General features: G+C 63.2%; 1 pseudogene. It reads left to right on the forward strand.

Going from position 1 to position 296, the window contains the following annotated elements:
• Nucleotides 1–260, forward strand: a pseudogene (locus RB628_RS41900) (IS630 family transposase); the annotation flags it as partial.
• Nucleotides 261–296: the final 36 nt, after the last annotated feature.

The raw sequence follows: 296 nt of genomic DNA on the forward strand, positions 1-296 counted from the left end.
ACACCCCGGTCCACGCCTCCTGGTTGAACCAGGTGGAGATCTACTTCTCCGTCGTCCAGCGCAAGGTCGTCTCGCCCAACGACTTCACCGACCTGGCCCAGGTCGGGGATCGGCTCCGAGCCTTCGAAGACCGCTACAACGCCACGGCACAGCCGTTCCAGTGGAGGTTCACCACCTCCGACCTGGACGATCTCCTGGCCAGGCTCGATCGGCACACCGCCGATCACCCACAAGAATCCTCCGCCGCCCCGGCAACATGATCAACCCCCGAAGGACTTACGAACTCGACCACTAAG

Origin of the sequence: Streptomyces sp. ADMS, assembly GCF_033441795.1 — a bacterium.
In the GTDB taxonomy this organism is placed as follows: Bacteria; Actinomycetota; Actinomycetes; order Streptomycetales; family Streptomycetaceae; genus Streptomyces.